A 24,572-nucleotide genomic window follows, 5' to 3' on the forward strand; every position below is an offset into this window, starting at 1 on the left:
ACGACAGCGACCTTAGAGACTCATCCTTCATTCGTAAATAGTCCGATTTGTCTGACATATCACATATCCGAGACAAGGCTTGCGGAGATAGGATCCGCTCGCCACCGGGCCATTTTTCGTACTCTCCCGCCGCCCCGGACGTGACCGGCCGGATGCGACGATTGACGGTACAGCGCATTTTTGTATTAGTAAACAGTATTAGTTCCGAGCCAATGCCAGCGGTTTCGCGGTGTGCCCGCCGGCGTGCCGCCCTCACGGCTGGGCCGCCGCCCGGTCTTTTGTTAATTGAGCTTTCGCTTGTATGGAGATGCGTGGCGGATGGACCTCCGGCATACTAATAGTTATAAACGAGCTCGACGTTATTCCGATAAATCGACGGCGTCACGCCACCTTGCCGGCCTGACCGGCCAGCCAGACTGGGATTTGCCATGAGCAAGACGACGGATCGGGCCAGCGACACGGCGAGGCGGCGCAAGGCGCCGGCCAAGGGCGCCAAGGGCCGCGTCACCATGATCGATATCGCCAGGGCTGCCGGCTGCTCGCAGGCGACCGTGTCCTTCGTGCTCAACAATTCGCCAGGGATCAAGCTGTCGCAGCAGACCCGCGAACGGGTGATCGAGGCCGCACGGACGCTTGGCTACACCGCGCCCGCTTTCGAGGCGCTTCACCCGGCATTGCCTGCCTTCGAGGGGCCCGCCTTCGAAGGGCTGGACGGGGTGATCGGCTTTGCCGTAGACCAGCTCGCCACCAGCCCCGAAGCCGTGGTCGCCATCGAGGGCGCGCGCCAGGCCTCGTGGAATGCCGGCAACGTGCTTCTGGTGGCGCAGACGCTGGGCGATTCCGTCATGGAGCCGCGCGCCATTTCAGCGCTGACCAAGCGGGGCATTTCGGCGCTGATCTACATGACCATCTTCACCCGCGAGATCACAGCGCCCGACTATCTCTACGGCCTCGACATCCCGGTGATCCTGCTCAACTGCTACACGGCGGACTACGCCTTCCCGGCCGTGGTGCCGAGCGAGATCGCCGGCGGCCAGAGCTCGACCCGCCATTTGATCAGCCACGGCCACCGCCGCATCGCCACCATCACCGGCGAGCCGTGGATGCAGGCCGCACAGGATCGGCTGAAGGGCTACCGCCGCGCGCTCGCCACGGCCGACATCCCGTTCGATCCCGAGCTGGTGGTCGAAGGCGACTGGTCGGCCAGCGCCGGCTATGCCGCCACCGTCAAGCTGCTGGCGCTCAGGGATAAGCCCACCGCCATCTTCTGCCAGAACGACCGCACCGCGATCGGCTGCTACGAAGCGCTGAAGGAAGCCGGCCTGCACATTCCGCAGGACATCTCCGTGGTCGGCTACGACGACGAGGAAATCGCCAGGCATCTGTTCCCGCCGCTGACGACCTCGATCCTGCCGCACATGGCGATGGGCCAATGGGCGATCGAACAGCTGGAAGCGCCGGCGGCGCCTGGACGGGGGCGGTATCCGATCACGAAGCTGGAGTGTCCGCTGGTGGAGCGGGAGAGTGTGCGGGCGGTGGCGGGGTAACGCGACTCGGCGGGCCCGCGCTGGCTTACCTTCGACCGTTAGGGAAACCTGACCAGTGGGACGAAGAGCTGATGGCGGCAATGCAGACAATTCTTGCGCGGAAGGGGGTCAAGGTCGAAGTCCGAGACATTCATTCCCATTGGTGCAACAGACCGGCACGGTTGCGAATTTGGGGTTGGACACGCCGTGCCGGCCAGTGCTGGACACCCCAGCCCGATTACGCTACCGGCACAACAGGAATCCAGCAATTAAGCCTGATGGTCTAGATCGCGAGTGCAGAGCCTGTTCTCGCGCTTCAGGGGGCCTTTTTACCACGGGCATTACTTCTCCTCCGGGCAGTCCAGCAGCTTCGCATGGCGATGCATTTCTTCGCACCCGTCCGACAAGGCCGGGCTTGAACCATTCCGCCTTGTCTTTCTTCAGGCCTTCGGCACTGGTCCGCTAACCTTGCCCTGCACGCGGTCCCACAGGCAGTTGCGTCTGCCGAACTTGAAATTGAGGTTGACGGAGCCGACTTGCGGAATCGGCTGTCGTTTCCTGGAGAAAGCAAAAAGCCCGCCACCTTTCGGCAGCGGGCTTTCCAAAACTGTAACTCTCTTGGTTAATCGATAATCCCGGATGAGCTGGGCGAAGCCGTCACTGACGACAGTCGCTCACGCTTCGTGAAAACGGGCTTCTGATAGATTTTCTTCATCGACATTCCCCTTTGCCAATAATGTGTCACTCTTTGCCTTCCGCCGGGCAGCGTGTCAATCGCGCAACAAAATGCCGCCACCTTTCGGCAGCAGGCCGGTCACGGCGGTATGTCGATGGCCATCACCGCCTCCACGGAAGGAACGCTGATGGCATTCCAACTTGCCCATCGTTTTCGGATGATTAACAAAAAGGGCAATTATGTAACTGACAACCCCGCTCTTATTGGCGCTGGCTGTCAGGAAAGATCTGCCTGCGCCTTGCCCTTGCCGATAACCTTTGCTTGCCTACTGTCCCGACCATGAGAGGAGGCAAACATGGAACGGCTTTACCCGGTAGCTCTCGTGACGCTGTTTTGTAGCTTGATGATATTCGGAATGGCGGTGACGGTCGCGAGAACCCACAAGAAGACTGGCATACTGGCGCCCGCAATGACCGGCGACCCGCTCCTTGAACGAACCATCCGGGCACATGCCAACGCGGTGGAATGGTTTCCTATCTTTATGCCGTCGATGTGGCTGTTCGCGATCTACTGGAATGCCGCGTGGGCTTCCGGCCTTGGGCTGCTCTGGATGATAGGTCGGATTGCATATTTCGTAGGGTATCGCACCGCGCCCTTGAAGCGCTATCCCGGCTTCTTCGTCCAGTCGATTGCAGCCTTCGCGCTGCTTTTTGGCGCTCTGGGCCGGATCATCTATCTGATGCTCTAGGCGCTCCCCAGCCACGGGAGAATGGCACAGTACCTCATAAGTGGAGATAGGGCGCACCCACTCCGGTCGGTGTCGGGTCGGTAACATTGCTGGACGCGTTCGAGGGGCGCCAAATGCTCATCGCCTACTATTACATGTGGTTCGACGGCCGGCCGGCAGCCGAGCAATGAGGGGTGCACCTTCTTCACGACGCAGGTGGCCCATTCGCGGGCTCGCGACACCCTCGCCGCCGAACGCTGGCGGTTGCCCTGGCTGGCGGTTGAGAAGAATTATGCCTTTGAAGGGCTGAAGGGCCGCGTGAGCCTGCTCGACCGCAAAGCTGCCCACGACAAACGCAGTGCCCCGAAACGGTCCCAGAAATAATTGGCGCACCCGACAGGATTCGAACCTGTGACCTCTGCCTTCGGAGGGCAGCGCTCTATCCAGCTGAGCTACGGGTGCTTTCCGGAATCCGGAAAACGAACCAGCCGGTGAACCGGCAAGTCACGGCTTCTTAGCGGAAGCAGGCGCGGGCTTCAACGGGCAATTGGCGATTGGCGTAGCGACTTGGCCGGGTGCGTCCAGGCTGCGGCCTATGAGGTTCCCGCCCCCGCCTTCACCGTCCGCCTTCCACGCACCGCCCGCTTCGGCTTCTTGGCGCCCGCCAGTTCGTGCATCGCGTCCAGCTGCATCTGCTGCATTTCGGCCAGGCGCGTCCATTGGCGCGAGATGAGGTAGTCGAGCTTTTCGTGCAGATGGCGCACTTCGAGCTCGGCCTTGAGGTTGACGCGGTAGTCGTTGAAGGAGCGCAGGCGGTCCTTGGACTCCTGCCGCCGCTGGCTCATCATGATGATCGGCGCCTGGATGGCGGCAATGCAGGAGAGCAGCAGGTTGAGCAGGATGAAGGGATAGGGATCGAAAGCGGCGCTCATGCCGGCGACCAGATTGATGCCGATCCACACCAGAAGCACGCTGCCGAACGAGATCAGGAACCACCAGCTGCCGCCGAATGCCGCCATGTTGTCGGAGACGCGGTCGGCGAAGGTGCGGTGCTCCTCGAATTCTTCTTCCGAGTTTTCGGAAATCGTGTCCTGCCTGGCGATCGATTCGACCACCTGGCGGTCGAGCTCGGAGAATTCGCCGTGCTCCTGCTGCAGCAACTCCTCCATGTAGCGCATGCGGTAGCGGCCGAGCTCGGCGCGGCTGATGCGGGCGCCCGCCGGCAGGTCGGGATGGTCCGAGCGGATGCGGTCAGCGAGGCTCGGGCGCAGCGTGTCGATGCGCACCAGGTCGCGCTTGCGGAATTTGCGGCCCGATATCGCCGACGGCTTTTTCTTCGGCTTGCCACGGTGGGCGCCTGGACCAGCGGGGTCGGAGTCCGGCACTTCGGGCGTGTCGAAGTGTTCGTCCGATACCGGATCGGCCTCCAGCTCACCGACGATCGGCGCCTCGAAATACTCGCCGCCGTCATCGTTCTGATTGTCTGCCGCCTGTTCGGGCGTTTTGGGGACGGTGCTCATGGTGGGCTCCTGAGGGTGCTGGGCGACGATAGACAGAGGTGGCGGCGCATAGCCAGCGCCGGGCACGGATTTCGCAGGCCGGACAAGTGTTTTTGATCGGAGAAGGCGATGTGGCTGGCGGCGGCTCGCCCCTCAGGGCGGGTGGAGACGTTCCAGATTGGCCGGAGCGGGAAGAACTTGCCCGATGTTTGCGCCAATCACCCCCCTCTCTCCTGCCGGACATCTCCCCCCTCAAGGGGGAGATTGGCTGTTGTCCCGGCTTTCGCCAATTTCCACCGTCACAGGAGTGAGCGGAGCGCCGAAGCTGCCAATCTCCCCCCTGCGGGGGTTGAGGAGCGGTCCGCGCAGCGGGTGGAAAGCCAATTGCTTGGCTTTCCGAGCGACGAAGATCCGGCAGGACAGAGGGGGGCGCTGTCCCGCCAACGTGCACAAGGTTCTGCAGGGCGGCGGGCAACAAAAAACCCGCCTTGCGGGCGGGGCACGTTTCCAGTCGATCAATTGGCGCGACTCAGCACCATACCGAAAATAGTAGCATAGCTGCCCTCAGGGTCAAGAAAAAATTCCTATCGACATCCATCCCCGCGCAGCCAAGCGCGATGCTTGCTACCGGCAGCTCGCCCTTCGCAGGCTCAGGGCGTTCGTCGTTCAAAAAGCCAAGCAATTGGCTTTTTGTCCGCTACGGGGACCACTCCTCACTGTTCCGCGAACATCAGCCTGGTCTTGGCGCCGTCCGTGGTCGGCGACAGGCTGCGCTGGATCAGCGCTTCGACATGGTCGTTGCGCTGGCGGGCTGAGTCGGCGCCCATCACCACGACGATCAAATTGCGGCCGTCGGCATTGTAGGAGGTGACGATGTTGAAGCCGGACGCCCTGATGTAGCCGGTCTTGATGCCGTCGACGCCGCGCACGCGGCCGAGCATGTCGTTGTGGCCGCGCACCAGCCGGCCGCGGAACATGAAGTCGCTTTCGGAGAAGTAGTGGAACTGCTGGGGAAAGCGCTGATGCAGCGCCATGCCGAGCACCGCCATGTCGCGCGCCGTCGTCATCTGGCCATCGTCGGGCAGGCCCGACGCGTTGCGGAAGGTGGTGCTGGTCATGCCGAGCTGGCGCGCCTTGGATGTCATCATGGCGGCGAACTGATCCTCCGAGCCGCCGAGATATTCGCCGACCGCCACCGCCACGTCGTTGGCCGATTTGACGACGATGGCGCGGATCGCGGAATCGACGTCGATGCTTTCGCCGCGGCGGAAGCGCATCTTGGTCGGCGGCTGCGAGGCGGCATGGTCCGAAACCGGGATCTGCGTTTGCTTGCTGACGCGGCCGGACTCCAGTGCCTCGAACAAAAGATACAGCGTCATCATCTTGGTCAGCGAGGCGGGGTAGCGCTGCGCCGTCGAGCTGACCTCGAACAGCTGCTTGCCGGTCCTGGCGTCGACCACGATGGCCGCATATTTCTGCGCCGGCGCGGGCACGGCCAGCACGCTGTCGGGCGGCGTCGTGGCGCAGCCGGCCAGCAGCACCAGCAGGGCTAGTGCCGCAAAAACTCTCTGGATGAGCGGAAGGGGACGCAGGTAGGACAAGGGCTGGACTGTTCTGGGTCGGCTGTTGCTGAGATGAGACGACGCTAACGTAACGCGGCTGTTGCGTCCATTTGGTTAATGCCGGTTAGCCCCAGGATTGTCGAGCCTCGCAAGCTTGGCATCCGCCCCGAAAACGCCGGTTTTCCCGTGTCTTTGCTTGCCAAGGCCGCGTTTCCCGTGGGAAGGGGCGTGGTATCGAGGGCTTGGGGGCTTGGCATGACGAACATCGGGGCCGGGGGCGCTGCGCCCTCGCTTATCAGGGCATCACTCAGCCGCACCGGCAAATGGGCCGGCAGCGTCGCCTTTGTCGGGGGTGCCGTATCCGACATCCTCAATCCGCTGGCGCCGTTCGCCGCCTATATCGCGCTGGTCGCCGCGGTGGCCGCAATCATCATCGCCATTGCCATCGTGCTCAGGCTGGTGCTGGCGGCCAAGGCGCTGCCGGCCTTGATCTTCGCCACCAGTGCGGCGGCCGTCGCCGGCGGCGTCTACGGCCTGCAGCAGCAGACCAACGCCCAGCACGGGGTGATCGCCAGCCTGGTGCCGGCCGTTGCCGGGCTGCAGCAGTCGATGGGCATCGTTACCGAGAAAGTTGCGAAGATCGAGCAGACCGTCACGCAGACGCAAAAGACGGTGGAGGCGGTCAAGCAGTCGACCGACACGGTGGCGAAAAAGACCGACGAGATCGCGTCCGTCCAGCAGCAGCAGACTGAGCAGACGGCGGAAGTGCAGAAGACCACCGACGAGGTGAAGAAGGAGACCGAGACGCTGGTCGCCGGCCAGGCGCAGCAGCAGGCCCAGACCGAGAAGCTGCAAGCGACGACCGTGCAGATCGCCGCCTCGATCGACATCATCGCCAAGGGCTTTGCCGCCTTGGCCGCGCAGGGCGGGGCGATCGCCGAGCCGAAGCGGCCGGACGAGTTCTACCACAATGCCCGAGTCTACGAGTTGTCCGGCGACATGCTCAATGCGCGGCGCTCCTACCTCGCCTTTGCCGGCTTCGACGTCGACGCCATCGACCCCTATACGCGCTTTGCCACGCTGCTTCGGGTGCAGGACGGCAAGGCCGGCGCGCGCGAGGTGTTCGGCGCGCTTGCCGACAAGGGCAAGGCGCTGTCGATCAAGCTCGTGCATATCCAGCAGTTCGACGACGCCCAGCGCCTCGACAAGCTCAACGCCTTCATATCAGCCAATCCAGATTTCGCGCCGGCCTATTTCCTGTTGGCGCAGGAGTTTTCCGAAGACCGCCTCGGCGCCCAGACGCTGGCCGACAAGCGCAACGAGGCCAAGGCGCTGACCAAGTTCACGTCCTACGAAAAGGATGGCGGGTTGCTCAAATATTTCGTCGACCAGACGCAGTTGGCCGACTGGCTGGACCGCAGCCGCAGCCGGCTGGCGGCGCTTGGCGACGTGCTCGACCCCGCCCGCTTCGTGCCTTCGCTGACGCCGATGCGCTCCAACCAGGGCTGGTCGATGACCATCTCGCTGCCCGAGCCGGCGACCGCCATCTCCTGGCGCATGGGCGACAGCGGTCCGTTCACCGACACCGGTTTCCTGGCCATGAACGACCAGACGACCGGCAAGCCGATGGCCAATCCGAGCTTCGAGATGCCCGACAGCACGGTGGCGGGGATCATTGCGATCAAATATCTCGACATCAGGGGCCGCGAGACCGGCCCGTTCGACATCCGCTTCGACCCCGAGACAGCGCTTCAGCAAGGCAACAAGCAGATCCTCGACCAGTTCTGGACCTCGTGGATCGCCTTCGATGCCAGCGGCAACCACGGCCTGGTCTATTTCACCCAGATGCTGTCCTACCGCTGCGCCATCAAACAGGTGCATTACGGCCTGAACGGCGCGGCCCTCGACAAGGAGATCAAGATGCCGCCTTGCGACAAGAAGGACCCCTACGCCATCCCCTACGATTACCAACCCTATTTCAAGGTCGCCGACAGCGTGAAATCGATGTCGGTGCAGGTTACCTACACCGACGACACCAAGTCGCCGGTGCGGGAATACAAGCGACAGTAGCTCACCCTCCCCTTTGTGGGGAAGGTGAAAGGGCGCTGATGCAAAATGCCTGTCGCGGCGCTTGCGCAACCGCCGCCGAACGGTTCAGTTTGCGCCTTCAGAGTCGGTGACAGCGCAAATGACCATCCACACCATCAAGGCCAGAGGCATTTCGGTTTCGCTCGACCTCACGGTCGGCCACATCGCCGACATGGTCGTCGAGGGCGGTGGGCGGCAGCTGAAGCCGCTGCATCGCGCGCCCTGGGTCGATGCGAACGAGACGCTGCCGAAAGACCTGCCGGAAGGCACGGTTCGGCTGTCCGGCGATTTTCTCTGCGCGCCGTTTTCGCGCAGCGATGTCGAGGAAGCGCCGCTGCATGGCTGGCCGGCCAACAGCGCCTGGGATGTCGTCGAAAGTGTCGCGACCGACGATGGCTGGCGCGCCGTCTACCGCCTGCGGCACGAGGTGATGGGCGCTTCGGTCGACAAGATCCTGACGCTGCACGACGGCCATCCCTTCCTCTACCAGGAGCATGTATTTTCCGGCGGTCATGGTGCGATCTCGGTCGCCCATCACCCGATGACGGCCATGACCGGCGGCGGCAGGCTGGCCTTTTCGCCGAAGCGTTTTGCCGCGACGCTGGACGATCCGCTGGAGCCCGATCCCGCACGCGGCCGCTTCATGCTCGCCTATCCGGCGCGCTCCACCGATCTCGGCCATTTTCCCGCCGCCGGCGGCGGCACGCTCGACCTGACGGAATACCGCATGGATGACCGCCGCGAGGATTTCATCACGCTGGTCGAAGCCGACCATGGCGGGCCGGGATGGACCGCGCTTGCACGACAGGCCGAGGACGATCTGGTGCTGGTGCTGAAGAACCCGGCCGAACTGCCAATCACCATGCTGTGGTTCAGCAATGGCGGGCGCGACTACGCCCCATGGAGCGGCCGCCACCTTGGCGTGCTCGGCATCGAGGATGGCCGCGCTGCCGTCGGCCATGCCGCCTCGATCGGCGACAACTGGCTGAAGCGCGAAGGGGTGGCGACCGCTTTTGCGCTGGGCGAAGGCCAAAGCGTGTCCTTTCGCCACGTCATCGGCGTCCTGCCGCTGTCGGGCGGCGAGCCGCCGCGGGACGTCATGACGGCGGATGGCCGCATGCGGCTGCAAGCCGGTGGTTCGACGCGGGAGGTTCCCTTCGACAGCGATTTCCTGCGCATCGGCCAGCCGCTGGCCTCGTAGGTGTGATTGCGCGGCCGCAGGGTTTGAAATTTCCCTGAACTGTCGCCAAGATGTGGCCGAAATCATCATGCGGAACATGGTGGATCTGAAGCTCTGCCAGAGAGGCTCTCATGTCCGAAATCGCCCATCTCGCCGCCACCATCTTCAAGCGTGCCGGCAAGGCAAACCGCTTCATCGTCGCCATTGCCGGTCCACCGGGCGCCGGCAAGTCGACGCTGTCGGCAAGGCTGCATGAACTGCTGCCCGAAGGTGCAGCGGAGGTCGTACCGATGGACGGCTTCCACTATGACGACGCCGTGCTCGAGCGGCGCGGTCTGCGCGCGCGCAAGGGCGCGCCGGAAACCTTCGACTTTGCCGGTTTTGAGGCCTTGCTGAAGCGTATCCGTGCCGGTGAACCCGACATCGCCATTCCGGTCTTCGACCGCAGCATGGAACTGTCGCGCGCCGCAGCCTCGATCGTCGCCACAGAAACCAAGTTCATCCTGGTCGAAGGCAATTACCTGCTGCTCGACGAAGAGCCGTGGTCGCGGCTGGCGCCGCTGTTCGATTTCTCGATCTTCGTCGACGTGCCGCGCAACGAGCTCGAGCGCCGCCTGATGGAGCGCTGGCACGAGCATGGCCGCTCCGATGAAGATGCGCGCGCCTGGATCGCTTCCAACGACCTGCCCAACATCGAGCGCGTGCTCGCGCGGCGCAGTGCCGCCGATCTGGTGATCGGCCTTTCCGCTTGATTCGACGGATTGTGCAAGGGGAACCTTAAGACTTTCAGGCCGTTATCCCGACACGACAATTGTGCCAAAAGAGGGATTCGGTCCAATGGCAACCAAGGCAAAAAAGCCTGCGCCCGCCAAGGGCAAGGCGACCCAATCCAAAACCGGCGCCGGCCCGGCAATGACAGGCCGTTCCAAGGACGCCAAGCCGGCTTTCGGCAAGGCAGCGCCGAAGAAAGTGGTGCCAGCCGCAGCGAAAGCCGCGCCAAAAGCCGCAAAGCCGAAGAAGCCCGCGAGTTCCAGCGACTCCTTAGGCGGCAGTGCGATGCGCACGGCCAAGGCCACGGCCAACGTCGCTGCCGGCGCGGTCATGGTCGCCGCCCGAGGTGCTGCGTCGCTCGCTGCTTCCGTCATGGGCAAAGGCGGTTCGAAAGCCAAAGCGAAGGCGAAATAGCCGCGCTTCGGAGGCTGGTTTTGCTATCCCTTGGCCGGGACGGTCAGGCCTTTTTGCACCGCCGGCCGCGCCAGGCCGCGCTCCAGCCATGTTCCCAGATGGGCGAAATCGTCAAAGCCGACGAGTTCGCGCGCTTCGTAGAATCCGATCAGGTTGCGCACCCAACCGAGCAGCGAGATGTCGGCGATGGTGTAGTCATTGCCCATGATCCACTTGCGCCCTTTCAGCCGGCCGTCGAGCACGCCGAGCAGTCGCTTTGACTCGTCGCGATAGCGCTCCAGAGGGCGTTTGTCGGCGATTTCGCGGCCGGCGAATTTGTGGAAGAAGCCGACCTGGCCGAACATCGGCCCGACCGAGGCCATCTGGAAGAACACCCACTGGATGGTCTCGTAGCGGCGCGCGCCATCAATGGGCATGAGCAGGCCGGTCTTTTCAGCAAGGTAGAGCAGGATGGCGCCGGATTCGAACAGGCCGATCGGCTGGCCGTCCGGGCCGTTGGGATCGATGATCGCCGGTATCTTGCCGTTGGGATTGAGCGACAGGAATTCCGGTGTCCAGCTTTCGTTCTGGCCGATGTTGACCCAATGCGGCTCGTAAGGAAGGCCGAGTTCCTCCAGGGCGATCGATATCTTCACCCCGTTCGGCGTTGTCGCCGAATAGAGCTGGAGCTGGTCCGGATGCTTGGCCGGCCAACGCGTTGCGATCGGAAAGGCGGACAGGTCTGCCATGGAAACTCCTGGATGAGGATTCGCGCCGAGCGGCGCGGTTTTGGCGGGTCGGCCAAGGATTAGACGCGGCGCACGGCACGATCAATATGGCGGCGAAGGGTTTCATCGTGCACGGACAGTCAACGGAATGGCCGGCCTGGGGCAGATCCGCCCGCCCCCTAGATCAGACAGCCTTGAAGGCCAGCACGGCATTGGTGCCGCCGAACGCGAAGCCGTTGCTGATCGCGGCGCGCACCTTGCGCTCGCGCGGCACATTCGGCGTGACGTCGAGGTCGCAATCGGGATCGGGCTCACGAAAATTGGCCGTCGGCGGCACGATGCCTTCGCGGATCGCCATCACGCAGGCGATCATCTCCAGCGCACCCGATGCGCCGAGGCAGTGGGCATGCATCGACTTGGTCGACGACACCGAAAGCTTGTAGGCATGGTCGCCGAAGACGCGCTTGATCGCTGCCGTCTCGATCTGGTCGTTGGCCTTGGTGCCGGTGCCATGGGCATTGAGGTAGTCGACATCCTCGGGATTGAAGCCGGCATCGGCGAGGCAGGCGCGCATGGCCGCCGTCGGCCCTTCGACGGTCGGCGCGACAATGTCGGAGGCGTCGGCGGAGAGGCCGGCGCCGGCGACCTCGGCAAGGATGGTGGCGCCGCGCGCCATGGCGTGCTCGTACGTCTCCAGGACCGCCATGCCGGCGCCCTCGCCGAGCGACAGTCCCTGGCGGTCGGCCGAGAATGGGCGGCAGGTGTCGGGCGCCAGCACGCGCAGTGCTTCCCAGCCCTTCAGGATGCCCCAGACCAGCGGCGCATCGGTGCCGCCGGCGACCATCACGTCGGCGCGGCCAAGCCTGATCTGGTCGACGGCCGAGGCGATGGCGTGGTTGGACGATGAGCAGGCCGAGGTGACGCCGAAGACCGGGCCGCGCAGGCCCAGATTCATGCTGACGTGGCCGGAGGCCGCGCTTGGCATGACCTTTGGCACGGTGAAGATGCCGGCGCGGTTCTTGCCCTCGACCAGGATGGCGCGATAGCTCTCCTCGATCGCCTCCCAGCCGCAGACGCCGACACCGACGACGGTGCCCATCCGATAAGTGGTGGCTTCATTCGAAACCAGGCCGGCGTGCTGCATGGCTTCCCTGGCTGCGATCGTCGCCAGCAGGCTGAAGCGGTCCATCGACACGGTCTGCTTGCGGTCGATGCCGTGATCGGGAAGCGTCTTGATTTCGCAGCCGACCTTGACCTTCAAATCATGCAGTTGGGGACTTGTGATCTGGCCTATGGCCGAGCGGCCGGCGCGCATCTCATTCCAGATCGCGGGCGCGCTGGTGCCGAGCCCGCAAATGCCGCCCATGCCGGTGATGACAACGCGCTGCCGCATTCAGTTCAGGCTTTTTTCGCGATCAGCGCGCGCACAGCTTCGACCATGTCGCCGACGTTCTTCAGATTGCTCCAGGCGTCGACCGTGTTCATCTCGATCTCGATGCCATACTCTTCCTCAAGATCGAAGATAATCTCCGTCAGCTCGAGCGAATGGATGCCAAGCGAGGTCAATTCGGTGGTGGTGGTGATTTCTTCGCCGCCCGGCTCGGCATGAGCCTTGATCTTCGCGATGATATCCGTTGCCAGCTGGTCGGCCATTCGGTTCCTTCCCCACTATCTCGCGTTTCCCGACGCCGACTGAGCAGCGCCCCTTTTTCTCCTGGTATCAAGCCGCCGTCGTCGTTTAATACCCCCGCCAAGCGCAGCATGACCGTACCAAGGTGGTTCCCTCTATAGAAACCGAAACGTTGTCAAGCAACAAGCTATATCGAACTCCATATCGACAAAGCCGCCGGAGTGCTTAACGTGCAGGCATGGATATGGGCGAACATGGCGGGATTTCGACGCAGCGCGTTGCGGGCGTGGCGCGGCTTTCCTGTGCGCTTGGCGAGGGCCGCACGCGCCTGCGGCGCCTCTATCAGGACGGCGCCGCCAAGATAAGAATGCCGGCCGTCTCGGCCGATCCGCTCGAAGCGGTGCTGATCAACACCGCCGGCGGAATGACGGGCGGCGACCGTATCGCCTGGGACGTGAATGTCGGCGCGGCCGCTTCGGCATCGATCACCACGCAGGCCTGCGAGAAGATCTACCGGGCGGCATCCGACCATGCCGAAGTGCGGGTCAATTTGTCGGTAGGCGAAAACGGCCGCATCGCCTGGCTGCCGCAGGAAACCATCGTCTTCGACCGGGCGGCCTTTGCCCGCACGCTCGACGTCGAGCTTGCCGTCGGCGCCGAGGCGCTGGTGCTGGAAGCCGCCGTCTTCGGCCGCCTGGCGATGGGCGAACGCGCCACGCAGGGCAACTTCCATGACCGCTGGCGTGTGCGTCAGGATGGCGCCCTCGTTCATGCCGAGGATTTCCGCATCGGGCCCGATATCGCCGCAACGCTCGATCGCCCGGCGGTTGCCGGCGGCGCGATCGCGGTGGCGACATTGCTTCTGGTGTCGCCGCGCGCCGAAGCCCTGCTCGATCCGGTTCTGGAGATCGTCGGCGACCAGGGCAGCGCCAGCGCCTGGCGCGTGAAGAAATCTGGCAAGCTTCTTGCGAGGCTCTACGCCGGGGATGGCTACCGGCTGCGCCAGCGGCTGGTTCCACTCGTCGAATTGCTCAACGGAAGGGCGGGGTTGCCCAAATTATGGTCACTATAGGCCTGCCTCTACCAATCCAGGGAAACGCATGAACCTGACGCCGAGGGAAAAGGACAAGCTGCTGATCGCCATGGCGGCGATGGTGGCGCGCAAGCGGCTCGAACGCGGCGTCAAGCTCAACCATCCGGAAGCGATTGCGCTGATCACCGATTTCGTCGTCGAAGGCGCCCGCGACGGCCGTCCGGTTGCCGAACTGATGGAAGCCGGCGCTCATGTCGTCAGCCGCGCGCAAGTCATGGAAGGCATCGCCGAGATGATCCATGACGTGCAGGTCGAGGCGACGTTTCCCGACGGCACCAAGCTGGTGACCGTGCACGAACCGATCCGTTGAGGAGGACAGGATGCTGGAGCTGCGTCCCAACTGCGAATGCTGCGACAAGGACCTGCCGCCCGAGGCGACGGATGCGCTGATCTGCACCTTCGAGTGCACCTTTTGCGCCGGATGCGTGGAACAGGTGTTGGGCGGCATCTGCCCCAATTGCGGCGGTGGTTTTTCGGCGCGGCCGATCCGCCCGGCAGCGATGCTGAAGAAATATCCGGCGTCAGCCAAACGCGTTCTCAAGGCCGAAGGCTGCGGCCCCCGCAAGGCGGCGTGAACACCAGACCGAGCAAAACGAAAGGCAAACAGAATGATATCCGCCAAACGCCTCTGCCTGTCGGCGATCCTGCTGCTGGCCGCCGCCCTGCCGGCCTATGCCCATGTCGGCCTGGGTACCACCTCCTCCTTCACGGCCGGCTTCATGCACCCGCTCTCCGGCCTCGATCACATGACGGTGATGATCGCGGTCGGGCTGTGGGCGGCGCTCAAGGGCGGCAAGGCGGTTCTTGCCTGGCCGGCTGCCTTTGTCGGCGTCATGCTGGTCGGCGGCGCGCTGGGCATGCTGCATATGCCGCTGCCCTTCGTCGAACCGGGCATACTGGCATCGGTCGTGACACTCGGACTGCTGGTGGCGCTGGCGATCGATCTGCCGGTCTCGGCCGGCGTCGCCATCATCGGCCTGTTCGCACTTTTCCACGGCCACGCGCATGGCACCGAGGTGCCGGAGAATGCCGGCGGGCTTGAATACATGGCCGGCTTTGCCATCGCCACGCTGTTGCTGCATGCCACCGGCATCGCCGCCGGTCTCGGTCTCGGCATCCGGTTTCGTGGCCTGGCCCGCGCTGCCGGTGCCGCCTGCGCGGCGATCGGCATCGGTCTCGCCTTCGGCATCGTGTGAGGGTGACCATGATCCCCGGTGAAATCATCACGGTGGGCGGCGACATCGAGCTCAACAAGGGCCTGCAGACCGTCACCCTGAAAGTCGCCAACAGCGGCGACCGGCCGATCCAGGTCGGCAGCCACTACCATTTCTTCGAAACCAATGAGGGGCTGAAATTCGACCGCGAACGGGCGCGTGGCATGCGCCTCGACATTGCCGCGGGCACGGCCATGCGCTTCGAGCCGGGCCAGGAGCGCGACGTCACGCTGGTGCCGCTCGGCGGGAAGCGCGAGGTCTACGGATTTCAGCAGAAGGTGATGGGCAAGCTGTGAAATCTTCCGGCGCGCTCAGCTCAGTTCGATGGCTTGGCCGCGGCGTAGATGACGATCTTTCCGGGATTGTCGAATTCGACGGCGAGGACATCCTGCGCCTGCACGCGCCGCGATTCGATGGCGTTGAACAGCAGCGCGTTGGCCTCGATCTCCTTGCGCAGCTCCGTAATGTCGTCCTGATGCTGCTTGACCTTGGCCTCGATCTCCGGCGGCGGGCCGCCTTCGCTGCGCGCGGCGTCGGTGAGGAACACGATGTCGACCTTGTCGAGCTTGGATGTCTTGCGCACCGTGCCGATGTTTTCACGCGTGCGGTCGATCGCCGTGTTGACGTTGCCGGCCTCAGTGTTGGCCTTGGCCTCTTCCTGCTTGACCTGCGAGCCAACGATGCGATTGACGGTCTCCGTGCTTTCCAGTCCTTGCGCCTTCAGTCCGGCAGCAGGACCAGCCGCCGCCAGGAACGCCACGGCGGCGACTGCCTGCATTCTGGTCGAGAAAGAAGAGATCGCCATCGCTCGCTCCTGAGAGAAATCGTTTCGGGGCGCGGGTTAGCGCGAAAAGAACAAAACGAATCCGGCCCGGCGAAGGTTCCTTTCCCGATGCGGCCGGCCGGCCGGATGCCGGCCCGCCATGCCGTGGCGTTAGCTCGCCTTCTTGGTGATCAGGGTCAGTGCGCCATTGGGTTCCATACTGGCTGCGACCACCTGCGCCGAGGTCATTCCCTTGGCTTCGAGCGCCGACTTGACCTTGGGTGTGGCGTCGATCGAGCTGCGCAGTTTCTTCAAGCCGTCATCGCCGCGCTGGGCGATCACCTGGTTGACCTGCGTCTGGGTGTCCTTTGGCAGCTCCGTGATGTCGACGATGTTGACGCTCTGGATCGTCGGAACGGCCGGCTGAGCCTGGGGCGTGGCTGGAGCAGGCGTTGCCGGCGCCGGAGCGGGCTGTGGCGCGGGTTGCTGCTGGGCACTGGCGGCGCCCGCCAGCATCAGGCTGGCTGCGGCGGCAAGAACTATCGTTTTGCGCATGGATTTTCCTTTCCATCGATTGGCAAACGGTCGGTCTGGGGTGACCCCCTAACCTCAACCGCCAAATGGGATCAGAAGGTGTCGCCCAGCAGGTCATTGCGTGACCATAGGATGGCAGCAATGTGCAGCCGCGCTTCAATCCAACCGCATTTCGGCAAACCGCATTTCGGGAGCAATCGCTGATGGCCAGAATTACCCGCGCCGCCTACGCGCAGATGTACGGCCCGACGGTCGGCGACAGAGTACGGCTTGCCGACACCGAACTGTTCATCGAGGTCGAGAAGGATCTCACCATCCATGGCGAAGAGGTGAAATTCGGCGGCGGCAAGGTGATCCGCGACGGCATGGGCCAGAGCCAGGTTTCCAGGGCGCAAGGCGCCGTCGATACCGTGATCACCAACGCGCTGGTGGTCGACGCCAGCGCCGGCATCTTCAAGGCCGACATCGGCCTCAGGGACGGGCGCATCGCGGCCATCGGCAAGGCCGGCAATCCGGACACGCAGGATGGCGTCACCATCATCATCGGCCCCGGCACCGAGATCATCGCCGGCGAAGGCAAGATCCTGACATCAGGCGGCTTCGACGCGCATATCCACTTCATCTGCCCGCAGCAGATCGAGGAAGCGCTGATGTCAGGCATCACCACCATGCTCGGCGGCGGCACCGGTCCGGCGCACGGCACGCTGGCCACCACCTGCACGCCGGGGCCATGGCACATGGCCCGCATGATCCAGTCCTTCGACGCCTTTCCGATGAACATCGGCCTGTCGGGCAAGGGCAATGCCTCGCTGCCCGCCGCGCTCGAGGAAATGGTGCTGGGCGGCGCCTGCTCGCTGAAGCTGCACGAGGACTGGGGCACGACGCCGGCGGCCATCGATTGCTGCCTGTCGGTCGCCGACGATTACGACGTGCAGGTGATGATCCACACCGACACGCTGAACGAATCCGGCTTTGTCGAGAACACGGTCGCCGCCATCAAGGGCCGCACCATTCACGCCTTCCACACCGAGGGCGCCGGCGGCGGCCACGCGCCCGACATCATCAAGGTCTGCGGCCTGCCCAACGTCATTCCGTCTTCGACCAATCCGACGCGGCCCTACACGGTCAACACGCTGGCCGAGCATCTCGACATGCTGATGGTCTGCCATCATCTGTCGCCGTCGATCCCCGAAGACATCGCCTTTGCCGAAAGCCGCATCCGCAAGGAGACCATCGCGGCGGAAGACATTTTGCACGACATCGGCGCCTTCTCGATCATCTCGTCGGATTCGCAGGCCATGGGCCGCGTCGGCGAAGTCGCGATCCGGACCTGGCAGACCGCCGACAAGATGAAACGCCAGCGCGGCTCGCTGCCGCAGGAGACCGGCAACAACGACAATTTCCGCGTCCGCCGCTACATCGCCAAATACACGATCAACCCGGCCATCGCGCATGGGCTGTCGAAAGACATCGGCTCGATCGCGGTTGGCAAACGCGCCGACCTGGTACTGTGGAACCCGGCCTTCTTCGGCGTCAAGCCGGACATGGTGCTGATCGGCGGCATGATCGCCGCAGCCCCGATGGGCGACCCCAACGCCTCGATCCCGACGCCGCAGCCGATGCATTACCGGCCGATGTTCGGCGCCTATGGCAAGGCCAGGACCAACTCGTCGGTGACGTTCGTTTCGAAAGCAGCGCTCGAGTCGGGACTGCATGGCAGGCTCGGTGTCGACAAGCAGTTCGTCGCCGTCGAAAACACCCGCGGCGGCATCGGCAAGCATTCGATGGTGCTCAACGACGCAACGCCGCATGTCGAGGTCGATCCGGAAACCTACGAGGTGCGCGCCGACGGCGAGTTGCTGACCTGCGAGCCGGCGACGGTGCTGCCGATGGCGCAACGGTATTTTCTGTTTTGAAGCGGCGCTTCCACCGGGCGAGCATTATCCGTTGCAGCCCTTGGTGGAAGGCAGCACTATGCGGCCAACCAACAGCTGCATTGTGATCGAGCATGACCACCGAAATCGCTTCCGCCCACGACATCTTCCCGCACATCCGCATCGTCATGGGCATGGTGATCGGGCTTGGTGTCGCCCGCCTGCTGTCGGGGGTGGCGCGCATCGTCCAGCATCCCGGCCAGTACAAGCTCTATACCGTGCATCTGGCCTGGGTCGTCTCGGTGCTCCTGATGCTGGTGCATTTCTGGTGGTGGGAGTTCGGCCTCTACGCCGTCGAGACCTGGACCTTCGGCAAATATTTGTTCATCATTTTCTACGCGATCACGCTGTTCCTGCTGTGCGCGCTTTTGTTTCCCGATTCGATGCTGGACTACACCAGCTACGAGGATTTCTTCTATTCGCGCCGGGCGTGGTTCTTCGGCCTGCTGGCGGCGACCTATCTGCTCGACGTGGTCGACACGCTGCTGAAGGGTCCGGAGCATTTCGCCCGCTTCGGCAGCGAGTATCTGTTCCGCACGCCGGTCTTCGTCGCGCTCTGCATCATCGCGATCCTGGTGCGCGACCGCCGCTTCCACATCGCCTTTGTCACGGCGGCGCTTATCTACCAGATATCGTTCATCCTGCGGCTCTTCGACACCATCGTCTGAACGAACGCGATGATCTAGCTTGTTGGGGAAAGGCAGGGTTCGACATGTACAAGGCCGTTGGATCCGCGTGGATCCCGGGTCAGCCGCGCGTCAACGCTTATTTCGACCGCTGGCGCGGCCTGCGCGTGTGCGGGCACAAGCAAATGGGAAATCCATGAAATGAAACTCAACCTCAACACCGACTTCACCAAATTCCCGCGCGCCGTCTCGGTGCTGTCCGCCGGCGCTGCCGGAACCACCCTACCGTCCGGCCGGGCCATTCTCGCCCATGACGAGCGGCATCTGCGCCGCCGGGCCATCGAACTTGCCGACGGCGGCAAGGTGCTGGTCGACCTGCCCGAACCCGTCGCCTTGAACGATGGCGACCGGCTGGTGCTGGAGAATGGCGGCCATATCGAGATCATCGCGGCACCGGAAGAGGTCTACGACATCCGCGCCCGCGATGGCGTGCATCTGGCCGAGCTCGCCTGGCATATCGGCAACCGCCATCTCGCGGCAGGCATCGAGGCCGGACGCATCCTCATCCTGCGCGACCATGTCATCAAGGCGATGCTGGAGGGGCTGGGCGCCACGGTGAGCGACGTTTCCGAACCGTTCAAGCCGGTGCGCGGCGCCTATTCCGGGCATGGCGGGCAAAGCCACGATCACGGCCATGCGCATGCCCACAGCCACGCCGAAGCGCACAGCCATTCTCATGGCGAAGCGCATTCCCATTCGCACAGTCATGCCGGCCATCACCACGATCATGACTGACCAGCCTTCGAACATCGCCCTGCTGCGGCTGATGGCGTGGCTGTCGCCTGCCTTTCCGGTCGGCGGCTTTTCCTACAGCCATGGTCTCGAGCGGGCGGTGCATGACGGGTTGGTTGCCGATGCCGGGAGCCTCGCCGGCTGGCTGGAGACGCTGGTCGAGATGGGCTCGGGCTGGAACGACGCCGTGCTGTTCGCCGAGAGCTGGCGCCGAGCATGCGGCACCGGTGATCTCGATGAAGTGGCGGCACTCGCCGAAGCCCTGGCCGGCTCGCGCGAACGCCATACCGAGACCATGCTGCAGGGTGGAGCCTTCCTCAAAGCGGCGGCCGCCTGGCCTAATCCGGTGCTGGAGCGCCTGCCGGCCGAATGCGCCTATTGCGTCGCCGTCGGCGCCATTGCGGGTGGCAACGGCATCGCGCTTCAGGATGCGCTGTCAGCCTTCCTGCAAACCTTCTTCTCCAACCTTGTGCAGGCAGCGATCCGGCTTGGCATCGTCGGCCAGAGCGGCGCGACCACGTTGTTAGCCGGCTTCGAGCCGCTGGCCCTGGCGACCGCAAGCCGCGCCGCGCGCTCGACACTCGACGATCTCGGTGGCTGCGCCTTCGTCTCCGATGTCATGGCGATGAAGCATGAAACCCAATATTCGCGACTGTTCCGCTCATGATGTTTCTCGCCTTCTCGCTATCCTTTGTCCTGCTGCTGATCACCGTTCTGCATGTCTATTGGGGCCTTGGCGGCATCTGGCCGGGCCAGGACGCAGCCTCCTGCGCTCGCGCCGTGGTCGGCTTTCGCGGCGTCGATGAGATGCCAACGCCGTTTGCCAGTTTCGCCGTTGCCGCGTGCTTGTGCCTGGCGACACTATGGCCGCTGGCGCTCATGGGAGTCTTCGCTTCACCCTTCCCCAAGGAGGGTCTCGCCGCCACGTCGCTGCTCATCGGTCTGGTGTTCCTGGGGCGCGGCATAGCCGGCTTCACGCCATGGTGGCAGCGGCTGACGCCGGAACAGCCTTTCGCGCGGCTCGATGTCCGCTATTATTCGCCGCTGTGCCTGTTGATCGGGCTCGGCTTTGCCATCCTCGCCATCACGGAGTTTCCCGCATGACACAGACAAATGGTCCGCTGCGCGTCGGCATTGGCGGCCCGGTCGGTTCGGGCAAGACGACTCTGACCGAAAAACTGTGCAAGGCGCTGCGCGACGAGTTTTCCATCGCCGTCGTCACCAACGACATCTACACCAAGGAAGACGCCATGATGCTGGCGCGGCTGCAGGCGCTGCCCGAGGACCGCATCATGGGTGTCGAGACCGGCGGCTGCCCGCATACCGCGATCCGCGAGGATGCCTCGATCAATCTGCAGGCGATCGCGCAGATGAACAGGAAGTTCCCGGACCTCGACATCGTCTTCATCGAATCCGGCGGCGACAACCTTGCCGCCACCTTCTCGCCGGATCTCGCCGACCTGACGCTCTATGTCATCTCGGTCTGCCAGGGCGAGGAGATTCCGCGCAAGGGCGGGCCGGCGATCACCCGCTCCGATTTCCTGGTCATCAACAAGAGCGATCTGGCTCCCTACGTGAACGTCAATCTCGATGTCATGGAGAGCGACGCCGGCCGCATGCGCGGCAAGCGGCCGTTCGGCTTCACCGACCTGTCGCGCGGCAAGGGACTGCAGGAGGTGATCGATTTCATCATCGAGCATGGCGGCCTGCGAGCCGGCGCTGCCGCTGCCAGCACGGCGGCGTGAGCATCCCTGCACCAACCAAAACCGGTTGCGGGGATCGACTGGCCACGGCATTCTTGCCGAAACCGGAGGATTTTTCGATGAGCATCGCCCGCCTGCAAAAGGAAACGCTGACCAACCTGCCCTACTATGAGGAGCGCGTCGATCTCGCCTGCGCCTTCCGCTGGACGGCGCGGCTCAACATGCACGAGGCGGTGGCCAATCATTTCTCGCTGGCCGTCAACGATGAGGGCACACAATTCCTCATGAACCCCAACCAGGTGCATTTCTCGCGCATCAAGGCGAGCGACCTTCTGATGATCGACGCCAACGATTCGGAAACGCTCTCCGGCCCCAATGCGCCCGACCCGACGGCGTGGGGGCTGCATGGCGCCATCCATCGCAATGTGCGCCACGCGCGCTGTGTCATGCATGTGCACTCGATCCACGCCACGGTGCTGGCATCGCTCGCTGACTCGACATTGCCGCCGATCGACCAGAATTCGGCTATGTTCTTCAACCGCCATGTCGTCGACGCGCACTATGGCGGGCTGGCCTTCGAGGAGGAGGGCGAGCGCTGCTCGCAGCTTCTCGTCGATCCCAAGGTCAAGGTGATGGTGATGGGCAATCACGGCGTGCTGGTCATCGGCGACACGGTCGCCGATGCCTTCAACCGCATGTTCTATTTCGAACGCGCCGCCGAGACCTACATCAAGGCGCTGTGGACCGGCCGCCCGCTGCGCACGCTGTCCGACGCGATCGCCGAAAAGGCGGCGAGCGAGATGGACGATTATCCCGGCCAGGCCGAACGCCATCTCAGCGAGTTGAAGGCGATCCTCGACGAGCAGGAACCGGTCTACCGGAATTGAGCGTCCTTCTCCCCGTGCCGTCACTATACGGGGAGAAGGTGCCGGCAGGCGGATGAGGGACGGCGCCGACCTGGGCGGTTTTCCTCAGAGCCCCAGCTCTTTCCCCAATTCCTCGGCGCTGTTGATGACGACGGCGCCGGGCGGGCCTTCCATCGGCTTTTCCGGCCAGAAAATCGTCTTCATTCCCGCCGCCAGCCCTGCCATGGCGCCCGGCCAGCTATCGTCGATCGCCACCGCCTGCGCGGGGTCGACATCGGCCAGATACGCGGCGCGCAGGAATGGCTCGGCATGCGGCTTGCCTTCGCGCACGTCGTTGCGGCTGATCGTCTTCATGCCGGGGTAGATCAGGCCGACCATGCTCAAATTGGCGTCGACGATCATCCGGTCCGAATTCGAGACCACGGCCTGCTGGATGCCTCTTGTACGCAGTTCGTTGAAGATCTCGATCGCGCCGGGGCGCGGCTTCAAGCTCTCCACCAGCGGCAGGTAGTGTTCGTATTTGCGCAGGATCCAGTCGTCGAAAGGCAGGTTCAGGCCGAACTCGTCGCGCATCATCTCGTAGACCGGCCAGGCGGCGACGCCGAGCACGCGCTCATGCAGATCGTCCGGCGGGACAAGGCCGACATTGCGCATCGCCGCCACCAGGGCAGCTTCGTGCAGCGGTTCGCTGTCGACCAGCGTGCCGTCCATGTCCCAGAAAACCGCTTTCGGCGTCATGCGAGGCTCCTTTTTGCCATCCCTTAAAGGGTTTGAGCCGGGAGATAAACCTTCGGAGCGCAAGAACGTGCCGCCTGCCGGGACCGCAGCCAAGTCTCTTGGCGAGACAGACATCGTGGGGAGACGAGAAACTGGGCCGTGCCTACGCCGAGGGACAGCAAGCAATTGCCCCCGAGATTTGACAATTGCGCAGCAGGCCGTTCCCTGCGAAAGTGGGCATGGGCCGCTCTCATGACCGGCGGTCTCGGGAGGCAGTACTTTGAATAGCCGGCAGGATGGTGGCAGCAACAGGCTGGACGATGCGGCACGCGCCGGCTGGCTTTATTATGTTGCCGGCAACACACAGGACCAGATCGCTTCGACGCTTGGCATCTCGCGGCAAACGGCGCAGCGGCTGGTATCGCTGGCGGTGTCGGAGGGCTTGATCAAGGTTCGCGTCGACCATCCGATCGCCAACTGCCTCGATCTGGCGGCACGGCTGAGATCGCGCTTTGCGCTCGATCTGGTCGAAGTGGTGCCGAGCGATCCCAACTCGTCCTCGACCACGATCGGCATCGCCGAGGCGGCTGCCGCCGAGATCGAGCGACGGTTGCGTTCACCGACGCCGATCGTCATGGCGATCGGCACCGGGCGCACGCTGAAGGCGGCGATCGAGCAGCTGCCGCCGATGGAATGCCCGCAGCACAAGGTGGTGTCGTTGACCGGCAACATCTCGCCGGACGGCTCGGCCGCCTTCTACAACGTCATCTTCACCATGGCCGACAGGGTCAAGGCACGTTCTTTCCCGATGCCGCTGCCGGTCATCGCCTCGTCGCCGGAGGAGCGCGAGATGCTGCTCAACCAGCCGATGATCCAGCCGACGCTTGCGCTTGCGGCCGAGGCCGACGTCACCTTCATCGGCATCGGCGACCTCGGCCCCAAGGCGCCGCTCTACGAGGACGGCTTCATTTCGGAGAGCGAATTGAAGGCGCTGCAGAAGGCCGGCGGCATCGCCGAGATCGTCGGCTGGGTGTTCGATAGGGAAGGCCGCATGATCGAGGGGATCACCAACGACCGGGTGTCGTCGGCGTCGCTGCCGTCACGCGAGAAATCGCTGGTCATCGCACTGGCGATGGGAGAACGAAAGCTGCCGGGCATTCTGGCGGCCGCGAACCGGCGGCTGATCAACGGCCTCATCACCGATGAACGGACCGCCGCCGCGCTGCTCGCCAGCATCTGACCGGAAGCACAACTGATCTGCGATAAAACCAACCGCGCTAGCTGTGCCGCCCGAAAGGGTCGTTGCCATCGAGAAAACCGAGATCGCGCTGCAGATGCGGCGACAGGTCCCTGATGTCGAGATGTGCCCGTTTTTTGGCTGCGAACCAGCCGAATCCATCCGTCAGCCACGAAAACCAGCGATGATCGGGTGCGGAAGTGCATTTTTGCTGCGCCATGGTCATGATCGTCAACCTTCGCTATCCTGAACCCGAATGACGGGTTGACTGGAAATGTCGGTCTTGACGGCGGCCTTTGCCAATCGAACGTCG

The 24,572-nt window shown here is 63.8% G+C and carries 28 protein-coding genes, 1 tRNA gene and 1 pseudogene; 20 read left to right on the top strand and 10 right to left on the bottom strand.

The features are described from left to right. Positions 1 to 428: 428 nt before the first annotated feature. The 3 genes and pseudogenes from MESCI_RS02560 to MESCI_RS32535 all read left to right on the top strand — a co-directional run. Positions 429 to 1,547, top strand: a complete 1,119-nt coding sequence (locus MESCI_RS02560; RefSeq protein ID WP_164919838.1) for a LacI family DNA-binding transcriptional regulator — start codon at positions 429 to 431, stop codon at positions 1,545 to 1,547. Between the two features lie 1,010 nt (positions 1,548 to 2,557). Beyond that, positions 2,558 to 2,950, top strand: coding sequence for an MAPEG family protein (locus tag MESCI_RS02565; protein ID WP_013528384.1), 393 nt, complete (start codon positions 2,558 to 2,560; stop codon positions 2,948 to 2,950). A gap of 198 nt (positions 2,951 to 3,148) precedes the next feature. After that, positions 3,149 to 3,262: pseudogene (locus MESCI_RS32535) on the top strand (DUF899 family protein); the annotation flags it as partial. Positions 3,263 to 3,314: 52 nt separating this feature from the next. On the opposite strand, the gene MESCI_RS02575 reads toward MESCI_RS32535, so the two are convergent. From MESCI_RS02575 to MESCI_RS02585, 3 genes are all read right to left on the bottom strand, one after another. Next, a tRNA-Arg gene (locus MESCI_RS02575) sits at positions 3,315 to 3,391 on the bottom strand. Between the two features lie 131 nt (positions 3,392 to 3,522). Next, positions 3,523 to 4,449: a DUF1003 domain-containing protein gene (locus MESCI_RS02580; protein WP_013528385.1), complete on the bottom strand. Its 927-nt coding sequence runs from the start codon at positions 4,447 to 4,449 to the stop codon at positions 3,523 to 3,525. A gap of 692 nt (positions 4,450 to 5,141) precedes the next feature. Continuing rightward, entirely contained in the window at positions 5,142 to 6,029 is an 888-nt protein-coding gene (locus MESCI_RS02585; RefSeq protein WP_013528386.1) for a D-alanyl-D-alanine carboxypeptidase family protein, read from the bottom strand. A 216-nt stretch (positions 6,030 to 6,245) separates the two neighbouring features. Between MESCI_RS02585 and MESCI_RS02590 the strand changes: the two genes are divergently transcribed. The 4 genes from MESCI_RS02590 (at position 6,246) to MESCI_RS02605 (ending at position 10,443) form a co-directional block, all read left to right on the top strand. Continuing rightward, positions 6,246 to 8,060 carry a methyl-accepting chemotaxis protein gene (locus tag MESCI_RS02590; RefSeq protein WP_164919839.1) on the top strand — a complete coding sequence of 605 codons (1,815 nt, stop codon included), beginning with the start codon at positions 6,246 to 6,248 and terminating at the stop codon, positions 8,058 to 8,060. 118 nt (positions 8,061 to 8,178) lie between these two features. After that, complete coding sequence (locus MESCI_RS02595; RefSeq protein WP_013528388.1) at positions 8,179 to 9,279, top strand: hypothetical protein; 1,101 nt, start codon at positions 8,179 to 8,181, stop codon at positions 9,277 to 9,279. Positions 9,280 to 9,389: 110 nt separating this feature from the next. Then, positions 9,390 to 10,010 (top strand): nucleoside triphosphate hydrolase, encoded by a 621-nt coding sequence (locus MESCI_RS02600; RefSeq protein ID WP_013528389.1) that lies wholly within the window; start codon positions 9,390 to 9,392, stop codon positions 10,008 to 10,010. An 85-nt stretch (positions 10,011 to 10,095) separates the two neighbouring features. Beyond that, positions 10,096 to 10,443, top strand: coding sequence for a hypothetical protein (locus MESCI_RS02605; protein ID WP_013528390.1), 348 nt, complete (start codon positions 10,096 to 10,098; stop codon positions 10,441 to 10,443). Positions 10,444 to 10,466: 23 nt separating this feature from the next. Here the strand turns inward: MESCI_RS02605 and MESCI_RS02610 are convergent, their stop codons facing one another. The 3 genes from MESCI_RS02610 to MESCI_RS02620 all read right to left on the bottom strand — a co-directional run bounded on the left by MESCI_RS02610 (position 10,467) and on the right by MESCI_RS02620 (position 12,803). Continuing rightward, positions 10,467 to 11,171, bottom strand: coding sequence for a glutathione S-transferase N-terminal domain-containing protein (locus MESCI_RS02610; RefSeq protein ID WP_013528391.1), 705 nt, complete (start codon positions 11,169 to 11,171; stop codon positions 10,467 to 10,469). A gap of 163 nt (positions 11,172 to 11,334) precedes the next feature. After that, complete coding sequence (locus MESCI_RS02615) at positions 11,335 to 12,543, bottom strand: beta-ketoacyl-[acyl-carrier-protein] synthase family protein (protein ID WP_013528392.1); 1,209 nt, start codon at positions 12,541 to 12,543, stop codon at positions 11,335 to 11,337. 5 nt (positions 12,544 to 12,548) lie between these two features. Further along, positions 12,549 to 12,803 carry an acyl carrier protein gene (locus tag MESCI_RS02620; protein WP_013528393.1) on the bottom strand — a complete coding sequence of 85 codons (255 nt, stop codon included), beginning with the start codon at positions 12,801 to 12,803 and terminating at the stop codon, positions 12,549 to 12,551. Positions 12,804 to 13,018: 215 nt separating this feature from the next. Here MESCI_RS02620 and MESCI_RS02625 point away from each other — a divergent pair, with 215 nt between their 5' ends. The 5 genes from MESCI_RS02625 to MESCI_RS02645 are packed head-to-tail and all read left to right on the top strand — an operon-like array spanning position 13,019 to position 15,383. Next, the gene (locus MESCI_RS02625) at positions 13,019 to 13,852 is read left to right on the top strand and encodes an urease accessory protein UreD (RefSeq protein ID WP_164919840.1); all 834 of its coding nucleotides are present in this window, start codon (positions 13,019 to 13,021) and stop codon (positions 13,850 to 13,852) included. A 28-nt stretch (positions 13,853 to 13,880) separates the two neighbouring features. Further along, the gene (locus MESCI_RS02630; protein WP_013528395.1) at positions 13,881 to 14,183 is read left to right on the top strand and encodes an urease subunit gamma; all 303 of its coding nucleotides are present in this window, start codon (positions 13,881 to 13,883) and stop codon (positions 14,181 to 14,183) included. A gap of 10 nt (positions 14,184 to 14,193) precedes the next feature. Further along, positions 14,194 to 14,448 carry a DUF1272 domain-containing protein gene (locus MESCI_RS02635; protein ID WP_013528396.1) on the top strand — a complete coding sequence of 85 codons (255 nt, stop codon included), beginning with the start codon at positions 14,194 to 14,196 and terminating at the stop codon, positions 14,446 to 14,448. A 33-nt stretch (positions 14,449 to 14,481) separates the two neighbouring features. Beyond that, complete coding sequence (locus MESCI_RS02640) at positions 14,482 to 15,069, top strand: HupE/UreJ family protein (RefSeq protein ID WP_013528397.1); 588 nt, start codon at positions 14,482 to 14,484, stop codon at positions 15,067 to 15,069. Between the two features lie 8 nt (positions 15,070 to 15,077). Then, a complete protein-coding gene (locus MESCI_RS02645; RefSeq protein ID WP_013528398.1) occupies positions 15,078 to 15,383 on the top strand; it encodes an urease subunit beta in 306 nt (101 codons plus the stop codon). A gap of 20 nt (positions 15,384 to 15,403) precedes the next feature. Here the strand turns inward: MESCI_RS02645 and MESCI_RS02650 are convergent, their stop codons facing one another. After that, positions 15,404 to 15,892 (bottom strand): hypothetical protein, encoded by a 489-nt coding sequence (locus MESCI_RS02650; RefSeq protein WP_013528399.1) that lies wholly within the window; start codon positions 15,890 to 15,892, stop codon positions 15,404 to 15,406. A 129-nt stretch (positions 15,893 to 16,021) separates the two neighbouring features. Continuing rightward, positions 16,022 to 16,405 carry a hypothetical protein gene (locus MESCI_RS02655; RefSeq protein WP_013528400.1) on the bottom strand — a complete coding sequence of 128 codons (384 nt, stop codon included), beginning with the start codon at positions 16,403 to 16,405 and terminating at the stop codon, positions 16,022 to 16,024. Positions 16,406 to 16,587: 182 nt separating this feature from the next. Between MESCI_RS02655 and ureC the strand changes: the two genes are divergently transcribed. From ureC to MESCI_RS02690, 7 genes are all read left to right on the top strand, one after another. Continuing rightward, complete coding sequence (ureC, locus tag MESCI_RS02660; protein ID WP_013528401.1) at positions 16,588 to 18,300, top strand: urease subunit alpha; 1,713 nt, start codon at positions 16,588 to 16,590, stop codon at positions 18,298 to 18,300. A gap of 92 nt (positions 18,301 to 18,392) precedes the next feature. Then, positions 18,393 to 18,986, top strand: coding sequence for a hypothetical protein (locus tag MESCI_RS02665; RefSeq protein ID WP_013528402.1), 594 nt, complete (start codon positions 18,393 to 18,395; stop codon positions 18,984 to 18,986). Positions 18,987 to 19,145: 159 nt separating this feature from the next. Further along, positions 19,146 to 19,739, top strand: coding sequence for an urease accessory protein UreE (ureE, locus tag MESCI_RS02670; protein ID WP_013528404.1), 594 nt, complete (start codon positions 19,146 to 19,148; stop codon positions 19,737 to 19,739). Next, entirely contained in the window at positions 19,732 to 20,403 is a 672-nt protein-coding gene (locus MESCI_RS02675; protein WP_063170432.1) for an urease accessory protein UreF, read from the top strand. Before ureE ends, MESCI_RS02675 begins: the two co-directional genes overlap by 8 nt. Next, positions 20,400 to 20,840 carry a DUF3995 domain-containing protein gene (locus MESCI_RS02680; protein ID WP_013528406.1) on the top strand — a complete coding sequence of 147 codons (441 nt, stop codon included), beginning with the start codon at positions 20,400 to 20,402 and terminating at the stop codon, positions 20,838 to 20,840. Before MESCI_RS02675 ends, MESCI_RS02680 begins: the two co-directional genes overlap by 4 nt. Continuing rightward, positions 20,837 to 21,481 carry an urease accessory protein UreG gene (gene ureG / locus MESCI_RS02685; RefSeq protein ID WP_013528407.1) on the top strand — a complete coding sequence of 215 codons (645 nt, stop codon included), beginning with the start codon at positions 20,837 to 20,839 and terminating at the stop codon, positions 21,479 to 21,481. Before MESCI_RS02680 ends, ureG begins: the two co-directional genes overlap by 4 nt. Before the next feature lie 77 nt (positions 21,482 to 21,558). Then, a complete protein-coding gene (locus tag MESCI_RS02690; protein ID WP_013528408.1) occupies positions 21,559 to 22,326 on the top strand; it encodes a class II aldolase and adducin N-terminal domain-containing protein in 768 nt (255 codons plus the stop codon). 84 nt (positions 22,327 to 22,410) lie between these two features. On the opposite strand, the gene MESCI_RS02695 is transcribed toward MESCI_RS02690, so the two are convergent. After that, the gene (locus MESCI_RS02695; protein WP_013528409.1) at positions 22,411 to 23,043 is read right to left on the bottom strand and encodes an HAD family hydrolase; all 633 of its coding nucleotides are present in this window, start codon (positions 23,041 to 23,043) and stop codon (positions 22,411 to 22,413) included. 259 nt (positions 23,044 to 23,302) lie between these two features. On the opposite strand from MESCI_RS02695, the gene MESCI_RS02700 reads away from it, so the two are divergent. After that, a complete protein-coding gene (locus MESCI_RS02700; RefSeq protein WP_013528410.1) occupies positions 23,303 to 24,262 on the top strand; it encodes a sugar-binding transcriptional regulator in 960 nt (319 codons plus the stop codon). 37 nt (positions 24,263 to 24,299) lie between these two features. On the opposite strand, the gene MESCI_RS02705 is transcribed toward MESCI_RS02700, so the two are convergent. Next, positions 24,300 to 24,485, bottom strand: a complete 186-nt coding sequence (locus MESCI_RS02705) for a hypothetical protein (RefSeq protein WP_013528411.1) — start codon at positions 24,483 to 24,485, stop codon at positions 24,300 to 24,302. Positions 24,486 to 24,572 lie beyond the last annotated feature (87 nt).

Origin of the sequence: Mesorhizobium ciceri biovar biserrulae WSM1271 (genome assembly GCF_000185905.1) — a bacterium.
Lineage (GTDB): Bacteria > Pseudomonadota > Alphaproteobacteria > Rhizobiales > Rhizobiaceae > Mesorhizobium > Mesorhizobium ciceri.